Raw genomic sequence first — 9177 nt, 5'->3', positions numbered from 1 at the left:
GTTATACCCCGAACTCAACTTGATGGAGGAGAAACTCTCTGTCGGCATCTTAGTGCCAGGGGGGATCCCTCCTTAGCATCAAAATTGATAAATCTTTCAAAAAAACAAACATATAAGGGGGCGGGGGGTGAGTCCACTCACGACGCGGACATAAAAGCCCGTCCACAGTCATTAACAAATCATATTAACCACCTGAGCCACAAGCTGTGCATGCAAATTGCGTAGTTTGTGGCTTGCTAATTTACCCGCCATGAAACACTATAAAAACCTTACCGAACTTCACCGCGAGAACGGTTTCCCCGCGCCGGAGAGTCCCCTCTTCAGCGCCTACCGTTGTAACCACAGCTGCAGCATGGGCGACCGTGAGTTCACCAGCGATTTTTATATGATCGGTTTCAAGAAGATCAAATCGGGCGTGGTGCTGTATGGCCGCACCCGGTACGATCATGAGGCCGGTTCGATGATGTTCTTCAAACCCCGACAGGTGATAGAAATGAAAAACCTGGAGTTTGATGAAGACGGCTTTATGATGTTCATACACGAGGATTACTTCAATGGCCACCCACTGCATGCCGAGATCAAAAAGTACCACTACTTTGATTACGAGATAAACGAGGCCCTGCACCTTTCGCCCCGCGAGGAAAAAACCGTTTGGGAGCTTTACAGCATCATAGAGGGCGAGTACAACAATAATCAGGACGAATACAGCCGCGAGATTATCCTTGCCAATATAGATACGATGCTTAAGTACGCCCAGCGGTTCTACAAACGGCAATTCATCAACCGCGCCGAGATTTCGGGCAAAACGGTTACCCGTTTTAACCAGGAGATAAGCAAATACGCAGCCAGCGGACTGCTGGCCAGCAAGGGCCTGCCATCGGTGCATGATATGGCCGACAGGCTTAACATATCGCCCGGCTACCTTACCGATGTACTGAAACAGGAGAGCGGTAAAACCGCGCTGGAGCATATCCATATCTACCTCATCTCCGAAGCCAAGAACCGACTACTGGGCGAGGACCTGTCGGTATCAGAAATAGCCTACGAACTGGGCTTCGAAAACCTGTCGTACTTTTCACGCCTGTTCAAAAAAGAAACCGGCATCAGCCCCAACACCTACAAAAAACAAATGCTGAATTAGCGGGGCTAATGAGCCCCCTTGTTTATATACCGTCAAGGAGTAACTTGCGAATCAAAAAAACGAGCATTGATATTCCGTTAGAATTTATTTGAAATTCGCGCATACAAACTGTCGAAAAGCCGGAAATTTTCGACAGTTTTTTGCCTGGAAGAAGGTCTTTTTTTTAACGATAATCTCTTGCTCTGAAAAAGTAAGAAATTCTCCGAAAAACGAAGAAAAACACCGAAAAAGCCCGGCAATTAAAATATCCATTTATCAAATAAAATATTGCGCGAACGATATTTGTAAGTTATAATTTACAACAACTCCTTCTGATAAACCCCTTCGTCAAACCCAAAAAACAAAAACCCGTCTTTTTCTATCACCGGGCGTTTGATCATGCTGGTTTTTCCTTTTAGCAGGGCCAGTGCATCTTCTTTGGTTTTGATGCTGTCTTTTACCGCCGGGTCAAGCTGTTTGTAGGTGGTGCCCTGTTTGTTCATGAACTTTTCATAGCCTACTTTACTATCCCATTCCTGTAGTTTTTCGGTGCTTACGCCCAGCTTTTTAAAATCGTGGAACTCATAGGGCACGTGGTTGGTCTTTAGCCAGTCGAGTGCTTTTTTTACCGTGTTGCAATTGGTGATGCCGTAAACTTTCATGGCGTAAAGGTAATTGTTTGGATGAGCATTTTTCGCCGTTTGTTTATTCTAAAGGGAACTCGAGGAGCCCTCACCTTTTACAGAGCTTTGTAATTTATAGAATGAAACGGCAAATTCCATGAATGGATTGCCGAATCAATACCTCAGTGATCATAAACCCTTTTTTACGAAATTATTGATGGCGATAAGCAGTTTCCTGCGCCCGTTGCCGCTGTAGTCTAAAAACAGAAAATGGCCACCGGCAATAGTCAGCTTCTTTTTATTTGGTGCGCTGGTAAGTTCGTCATAAAAAGTATCCACGTCTACCGGCCGCGACCAAAAATCCTTGTCACCACGGATAATCAGCGTGGGTACCGTGATATCCTTCGCATCCCAATATTTGCGGCCACCCGCCATATAAAAGCTTTCTCTTTGGAAACCTCCCGGCGTTTTAAGCAAATGCTCATCGTTAAAACTTATCGCGCTTTTGGCAAAGGCTCGTATGGTGGCAGAATCTGCCTTGCTTATCGTGTCAGTTGAAGCCCTCCCCTTCCAGAAATCGGCGACTCCCTGCTCGTCGGATTGGCAATAAGTGGGAATACTGTTACTGAATTTAGAAGAATCGGCAGCATCAGCGAAAGCTTCGTTAAAAGCCCATGGTGCCTTAACGCCATATAGGCTGTTGAGCACGATAAGATTGGCCACTTTGTCGTTATGCAGGGTAGTATAGTAAGCCGCCCAATGCCCGCCTGCGGCCCAGCCAAACAGGTTAATTTTACCGTTGGGATTGCCTTGCAGTATATAATTCACCACGGCATCTATGTCAGATGCTGCTTCCTGGCAACTGCCCGCCACCAGGGAGGTATCGGCAAGGTCATAAACCGGCGCTGTAGAACGTTCCCAGCCGCGTATGTTCATCATGTATACAGTAAAACCACCAAGTGCCAGCGATTTGGCGAATGAGGCGTCCTCTAAATTCAAATCGAAAGAGGTAGTTGCGCCGGTGCCCCCATGTATCAGCAGCAGCGGCAGTTTACGGCGCGATGAGTAAGTGGTTTCTACAATTTTGCGTACCTGCAATTGTAGCGGGCCGTTCGGTACAAAAAAATCGGTTATAGTGTAGTTACTTTGGGCCGTTGCTGTGCGTACGGTAAACAGTAAAGCAGCAATAAAGGCCAAAACGGAAAGTCTTCGAAACATGGTACAGCTATAAACTTTATTTATGCCGTAAAATTATAAAAGGAGTTGAAAACTAGGAGATGAGGTTATTTACCTTTTCTACCAGTTCGGTCAGGTCGAACGGTTTGTTGATGATGGCATCGCAGCCGTAGCGCAAAAGTTCAGCATCTCGGTTGATATAGGCAGAAAAAATGATCACCGGCACATTGCCGAATTTGGGATGCGCCTTTATCTGCTGGCAAAGCTCGCCACCATTGGTGCCAGCCACACGGTAATCCAATATTACCAGGTCGGGAGTGAATTCTTCAACCAAAGGCATTACCTCGTCGCTTTCGCCCGTACTCCTTACTTCAAAGTTTTCGTAAGTAAGTGTTTCGTGCACTATATCCAAAATGTCCTGGTTATCGTCTAATACTAAAATACGCTTTACCATAAAAGATGTTAAATAAACTACAAAAAGCCAAAAATGGTATTTAAGTATATGATTTTTTTACCGCTGCATTCAAAACTACAGATAGCGCCAATATTCGGGGGAAAGTGTGCTCAAAAGTAGTACAATTATTTTACATAGTTTAAAAGAATATGAACGGGATATTTCTTACTAATTGTATTATTATTGGTATATATAAATCGTGGAAACAAACCCAAGCCAGGCTGGCAATTTAATCCAGCAAAACTTTGCTGATTTAATGGCACAGGCCCATGCAGCTATAGGGATTTTGCGTGGTTTCGTCAGCCGTTCATAGGTATCCTACAAGGCGTTTATACTAACAGTGTTACCTACTACGGTTATGAAGCCAGAGTGCTTTTAATACGCAACAACGTAAAAGGCCAATACTATTTCAAGGTTGTTTATCAGCCAAAAAGTACCCGGCGGCGCTCTAAAGGGCATTATGGTGATAGCTACCGATGTTACGGAGCAGGTAAACTCGCGCCGGAAGCTTGAGGATGCCGAAGAACGCTTACGCATGGCTGCCGAAGCTACCGGCTAGGGCAAGTTCTATCTGGATTTGCAAAGTGGCTGCATCATCGCAAAATGAGCCTGGTAAGCCAGGAAGGGCAGGATACCGAGTCCTATTTTCTATTGCCGGTGTAATCGCCATTCCGAGCGTAGTGTGGCAATCAGAGCACACCATCCAAGGATGATGGGTAATTGACGGCCGGGCACAAAAAAAGCCCACGGCCAATAGCTGCAGGCTTCCTTGCGTAAAACCACGTCAATTAATATGGGTATGCTTTGCCAGGATGAGCTGCCTTCCATGCCCTGCGGCGTTGCAGCCATGCGGCATGTTTCTTCTTCTGTTCGCGCCTGCGCGCTTCATTACCAATAATATAGCCACCGCCTGCACCAATGGCGCCACCTATTACAGCACCGCCTACGCTATGGCCAATTAGTGCACCAGCAACCGCACCACCGGCACCACCTATAATAGCGCCTTTACCTTGTTTGCTTAATCCTTTTTTTTGTTGAGCCTGGGCATTCATGTTTAAACCTGAGGTTAATGCCATAACAAGGCCGCCGTATATGAATATCTTTTTCATGGTGATAGTATCTAAATATGGCTTGCTATTACAAATAGCAGGCCACGCTGTTTACATACTACAGCGTGTTTAAAACGGCTATGGTTTAGTGCTTTATTGCAGGAAGCGGATAACTTCGTCAGAAAACTGTATAGTTTTCCCTGCATTATTATGGTCGCCGGGTACTGCTACCATCTGCGCATGCGGTATCAGTTTCTGCAAATCGGCAACATCGCCATTAGTGCTGTCCTCGGTGCCATCTATCAATAATACGGGTATCTTCACTTTTGCCAGTTCGGCAGGGCTGGTACTGGGCTGGTGCTTTTGCTGCAGGGCCAGCGCCACTTTATCAAAAGGGTTTTTATTTATCCATACCATCATATCATCCACATCGCGCATGGTGGTATCTCCCTCCAGGGCTTTCCAGGCGTGTATGCGGCGTTGCCAGTTGGGGTTGGTGTAATCGGCCCCCATGCCGCCCATTACGGCCTTCTGCACACGCTTATCCAGCACCATTACCCGCGAGGTGATGATAGAGCCGCGCGAGTACCCAATAACATCATACTTTTTTATGCCAAGGCTGGTAACGAGGCCCATCACATCTTTTGCTTCGGCATCTTTGTTATAGCCTGCATCGCTATGCGGCTTATCAGAGCGTCCGTTGCCGCGCATATCCAGTATAATCACCTTGCAGCCGAGCTTCAGCAGGTTGCCGTACAGCAGGCCATTTTTCCAACCTTGCGCTGTGCCGGTAAAACCATGTAGCATCACCACAGGGAAACCCTCCCCTTTTACTTCGTAATAAATTTTAGTACCATCAAACGAGGTGTAATAGCTACCCTCGGCAGTATTTGTTTGTGAATAGATTTTTGTGCCGAATGCCAGGCAAAGGGCTAAACAAAACATTATCTTCTTCATTGCGATTATTTATACGAATACGTTTAAAATCAGCACACCAACCAGCCCCACAACCGACACCACCGTTTCCATTACACTCCAGGACAGGAACGTATCTTTTATCGTGAGGTTAAAATACTCTTTGTACAGCCAAAAACCCGAATCGTTCACGTGCGAAAAGGCCAGGCTGCCTGCACCTATAGATAATACCATGAGATTAGGGTTGATGCTGGGGTCTTTCACCAGCATGGCCGATACAATGCCCGCCGCCGTTAGGCCCGCCACCGTGGCCGAACCCAGGCTTACGCGTATGATGGCCGCTATTAGCCAGCCCAGGAACAAAGGCTGCAGGTTGAAAGATTTAAGTCCGTCGGCAATTTGGCTACTCACGCCGGCATCTGTAAGTACTTGCTTAAAAGCGCCGGAGCCGCCGATGATAAGCAGGATAAGCGAAATATCTTTAATAGCATCTGTGTAAATGCCGGCCAACTGCCCCATATTCTTTTTCTGTTTTATGCCGAGGGTGTAGGTAGCCACAATAAGCGCGATAAGCATTACGATGGGTGGGTCGCCTATAAAGGCTACCACTTTGTGCAGGTAATCTTTGTTATCGCCGATAAAAGGGAACGCGGCGGTAATACCAAGCAGTATAACAGGCAGCAGGGCAGCAAAAAAGCTGTTAGCTGCATTTGGTAGCTTCTCCTGCGGTATTTCTTCCGCGCGGAAAGTAGCCAATGGTTCTGATGGGATATTTTTAAGGAACTGTGACAATACCGGGCCGGCCACTATAATAGCAGGGATGCCTACAATAACGCCGTATAACAACGTAACCCCCATATTGGCATGGAACAGTACCACCAATGCCGAGGGCGAGGGGTGCGGCGGCAGAAAGCCATGCGTAACCGATAGTGCCGAAAGCATGGGCAATCCGATATAAACCGCCGGCAATTTATACTTATAGGTAATCGAAAATATCAAAGGTACCATCAACACAAAGCCGATACCGTAAAACAAGGGGATGCCCACCACAAAAGCAGCAGCTACCAAAGCCAATTGTATATACTTTGTTCCGAATGCGCTAACCAGCACCTCCGCTATTTTCTGCGCCGCGCCGCTGGTGGCTACCAGCTTACCCAGCATAGCGCCCAGGCAAATAATAATGGCCAGTGAACCGAGAGTATCGCCCAGGCCTTTTTGTACCGATGCGTTAATCTTGTCTAACGGGATACCCAGGCACAAACCGGCTGAAATAGATACGATAAGGAAAGCCAAAAACGGGTTTACCTTGGCCCAGCTTACCAGCAATATGAGCAGTACGATGCAAAAAAATATGACCAACATGGATAAATGGTTATTAACAGGTTCATCTAAAGTAACAACATTTATGTAAAAGATGAATACGCCCATTTATTTTAGGCGGATATTATTAGGTATATTTAACTCAGCATGAAAAAACGGCTATAGCCGTTACCCTTTTAAACATAGCAACACTTATGCAGAGAACAATCTCATGGTTAATTTTCATGGTGATGGGCACAGCAGCAGCATTGGCCCAAACGCCCGATAGCCTGCTCAAACCATCACCGGTCAAAACCATCAGCAGCAGCGAATACGATGCGCTGATGAAAGGTGACGACTTTTACCAGATGAGCCTGGTTGCCGACCTGAATGGTTACCCGTCTGCGAAAAAAGCGCTGAAATTCAAGAAAGAGCTCGGCCTTAGCCCTGCGCAAATTGCTGCATTAACCAAAATAAACACCGAGTTGCAGCGTAAGAAAATAGAAATGGGCAACTTCATCGTAACAAACGAAGCCAAGCTGGATGGCCTCTTCCAATCGAAAAAGGTGAACAACGGGGATATCCTGTTCTACGCAAACCGCTACTGATTGTACCTTGGAGAACTGCGTGTGGCCATTTTAACCGCCGCCTATAACACGAAACTACAGTTGGTGCCTGCGCAAGTGCAGAAGCTACTCGTATTCAAAAACGAATAATTGACAATATGCCGTTTGATTTTTTTAATTTAGCGGCTCAATAAATCGTATGAAGATTACATTTGATTTTGAAAAACCGCTGGCAGAGCTTCAGGGGCAAATAGAAAAGGTGCAGCAGGTGGAAGAGAAGAACAAGCTGGATATGAGCGCCACCATTGCCGAACTGGAAGCCAAACTGGAAGCCGCCAAAAAAGAAATATACAGCAACCTTACCGGTTGGCAAAAGGTGCAGATATCGCGGCACCCCGAACGCCCTTACACCCTGCAATACATTGAGCTGATGTGCGATGATTTCATCGAGATGCATGGCGACCGAACGGTAGGCGACGATAAGGCCATCATAGGCGGGTTCGGCACCCTTAACGGGCAAACCGTGATGTTCATTGGCCACCAAAAAGGGCGTAACACCAAAGAGCGCCAGTACCGCAACTTTGGCATGGCTAATCCCGAGGGTTACCGCAAAGCCTTAAGGCTGATGAAAATGGCCGAGAAATTCGGAAAACCTGTAGTTACGCTAATTGATACCCCAGGCGCATTCCCTGGCCTCGAAGCCGAAGAACGCGGACAGGGTGAAGCCATAGCCCGCAATTTGCTGGAGATGGCCGTACTTAAAGTACCGGTTATCTGTGTAGTTATAGGCGAAGGCGCGTCGGGCGGTGCATTGGGCATCGGCATAGGCGATAAAGTAATGATGCTGGATAACAGCTGGTACTCGGTTATTTCGCCCGAGAACTGCTCTACCATCCTTTTCAAAACCTGGGAGCACAAGGAGCGCGCAGCAGAAATGCTTAAACTTACCTCAACAGAGATGCTCAAGAACAAGCTAATTGACGGCGTGATAAAAGAGCCACTGGGCGGTGCGCATCAGGATCCGGTTACTATGGCAGCTACCCTTAAGAAGCAACTATTGAAAGACCTGAAGGCACTTGGCGAACGCAACGTAGATGAACTGGTTGCCGAACGCATAGACAAGTTCTGCAACATGGGCGTGGTGATAGAGGCCTAATACCAGTGGTGAGAACCAATAGCCAAGAAAAAAGCGGAAAAATAAAGGATAAAGAGACAAGAAAGCGGCGTTAAGCCGCTTTTTTTGTTGCTGTTAGTTGGGAATATATTATTTTCAACAGCATTATAAAAGGCTAAAAAAAACGGCTCCCGAAATATCGGAAGCCGTTTTCAATATCAGTAAAAGCGGAATTATTCGCCTTTTTCTGCATTTTCTTCGTTAGCAGCAGGTGCTTCTGGTGCAGCTTCTGCAACAGGAGTTTCAGCAACCGGGGCAACTTCGATAGGTGCTTTTGCTTTTGAAGCGCCACCACGACGACGGGTTGTCTTTTTCTCTGGCTTAGCAGCAGTATCATTACCGTAAACGGTGTTGTAATCTACCAGCTCGATGATGGCCATTTCGGCGTTATCGCCCAAACGGTTCTCTAACTTAACTATACGAGTGTAACCACCGGGGCGGTTAGCAATCTTCTCAGCAACTTCGCGGAACAGCATGCCCACAACCTCTTTATCCTGCAGGTAGCTAAATACTGTACGACGTGAGTGCGTAGTATCGCTTTTTGATTTTGTCAATAATGGCTCAACATAACCGCGTAAAGCTTTTGCTTTTGCTAAGGTTGTTGTGATACGCTTGTGTAGGATAAGCGAAGAAGCCATGTTAGCCAACATCGCTTTGCGGTGGCTGTCGGTGCGGCCTAAATGGTTTACTTTTTTACCGTGTCTCATTTGTTTTTTTTGTTATGGCACGTGCATACCGTTGGGCGGCGTATTATCGTCAAGCCCTCGGAATTATGCCGATGTTAGTGATCAGTTAGTTAAA

At 46.7% G+C, this 9177-nt stretch carries 11 protein-coding genes; 4 read left to right on the top strand and 7 right to left on the bottom strand.

Annotated features, from left to right (window positions below):
* Positions 1-250 precede the first annotated feature (250 nt).
* Positions 251-1141, top strand: a complete 891-nt coding sequence (locus E2R66_RS24320) for a helix-turn-helix domain-containing protein (RefSeq protein ID WP_133235700.1) — start codon at positions 251-253, stop codon at positions 1139-1141.
* A 296-nt stretch (positions 1142-1437) separates the two neighbouring features.
* Here the strand turns inward: E2R66_RS24320 and E2R66_RS24315 are convergent, their stop codons facing one another.
* The 3 genes from E2R66_RS24315 to E2R66_RS24305 form a co-directional block, all read right to left on the bottom strand.
* Positions 1438-1782 carry a Spx/MgsR family RNA polymerase-binding regulatory protein gene (locus E2R66_RS24315; RefSeq protein WP_133235702.1) on the bottom strand — a complete coding sequence of 115 codons (345 nt, stop codon included), beginning with the start codon at positions 1780-1782 and terminating at the stop codon, positions 1438-1440.
* A gap of 150 nt (positions 1783-1932) precedes the next feature.
* Entirely contained in the window at positions 1933-2961 is a 1029-nt protein-coding gene (locus tag E2R66_RS24310) for an alpha/beta fold hydrolase (RefSeq protein ID WP_133235704.1), read from the bottom strand.
* A gap of 52 nt (positions 2962-3013) precedes the next feature.
* Positions 3014-3373, bottom strand: coding sequence for a response regulator (locus E2R66_RS24305; RefSeq protein ID WP_133235706.1), 360 nt, complete (start codon positions 3371-3373; stop codon positions 3014-3016).
* A gap of 415 nt (positions 3374-3788) precedes the next feature.
* Between E2R66_RS24305 and E2R66_RS28550 the strand changes: the two genes are divergently transcribed.
* Entirely contained in the window at positions 3789-3932 is a 144-nt protein-coding gene (locus tag E2R66_RS28550; protein WP_158288499.1) for a hypothetical protein, read from the top strand.
* 229 nt (positions 3933-4161) lie between these two features.
* On the opposite strand, the gene E2R66_RS24300 is transcribed toward E2R66_RS28550, so the two are convergent.
* The 3 genes from E2R66_RS24300 to E2R66_RS24290 all read right to left on the bottom strand — a co-directional run bounded on the left by E2R66_RS24300 (position 4162) and on the right by E2R66_RS24290 (position 6699).
* On the bottom strand, positions 4162-4482 hold the full coding sequence (locus E2R66_RS24300) for a YMGG-like glycine zipper-containing protein (RefSeq protein WP_133235708.1): 321 nt from the start codon (positions 4480-4482) through the stop codon (positions 4162-4164).
* Positions 4483-4575: 93 nt separating this feature from the next.
* Positions 4576-5379, bottom strand: a complete 804-nt coding sequence (locus tag E2R66_RS24295; protein WP_133235710.1) for an alpha/beta fold hydrolase — start codon at positions 5377-5379, stop codon at positions 4576-4578.
* A gap of 9 nt (positions 5380-5388) precedes the next feature.
* On the bottom strand, positions 5389-6699 hold the full coding sequence (locus tag E2R66_RS24290) for a gluconate:H+ symporter (RefSeq protein WP_240049494.1): 1311 nt from the start codon (positions 6697-6699) through the stop codon (positions 5389-5391).
* A 152-nt stretch (positions 6700-6851) separates the two neighbouring features.
* On the opposite strand from E2R66_RS24290, the gene E2R66_RS24285 reads away from it, so the two are divergent.
* Both E2R66_RS24285 and E2R66_RS24280 read left to right on the top strand, forming a co-directional pair.
* Entirely contained in the window at positions 6852-7244 is a 393-nt protein-coding gene (locus E2R66_RS24285; RefSeq protein ID WP_133235714.1) for a hypothetical protein, read from the top strand.
* A gap of 157 nt (positions 7245-7401) precedes the next feature.
* Positions 7402-8358 (top strand): acetyl-CoA carboxylase carboxyltransferase subunit alpha, encoded by a 957-nt coding sequence (locus tag E2R66_RS24280; protein WP_133235716.1) that lies wholly within the window; start codon positions 7402-7404, stop codon positions 8356-8358.
* 191 nt (positions 8359-8549) lie between these two features.
* Here the strand turns inward: E2R66_RS24280 and rplQ are convergent, their stop codons facing one another.
* Positions 8550-9083: a 50S ribosomal protein L17 gene (rplQ, locus tag E2R66_RS24275; protein ID WP_133235718.1), complete on the bottom strand. Its 534-nt coding sequence runs from the start codon at positions 9081-9083 to the stop codon at positions 8550-8552.
* Positions 9084-9177: the final 94 nt, after the last annotated feature.

The sequence above is a fragment of the Mucilaginibacter psychrotolerans genome, assembly GCF_004519315.1.
GTDB lineage: Bacteria > Bacteroidota > Bacteroidia > Sphingobacteriales > Sphingobacteriaceae > Mucilaginibacter > Mucilaginibacter psychrotolerans.
Note: the sequence above shows the minus strand (reverse complement) of the source record. Positions and strands in the feature narration are given on the sequence as shown.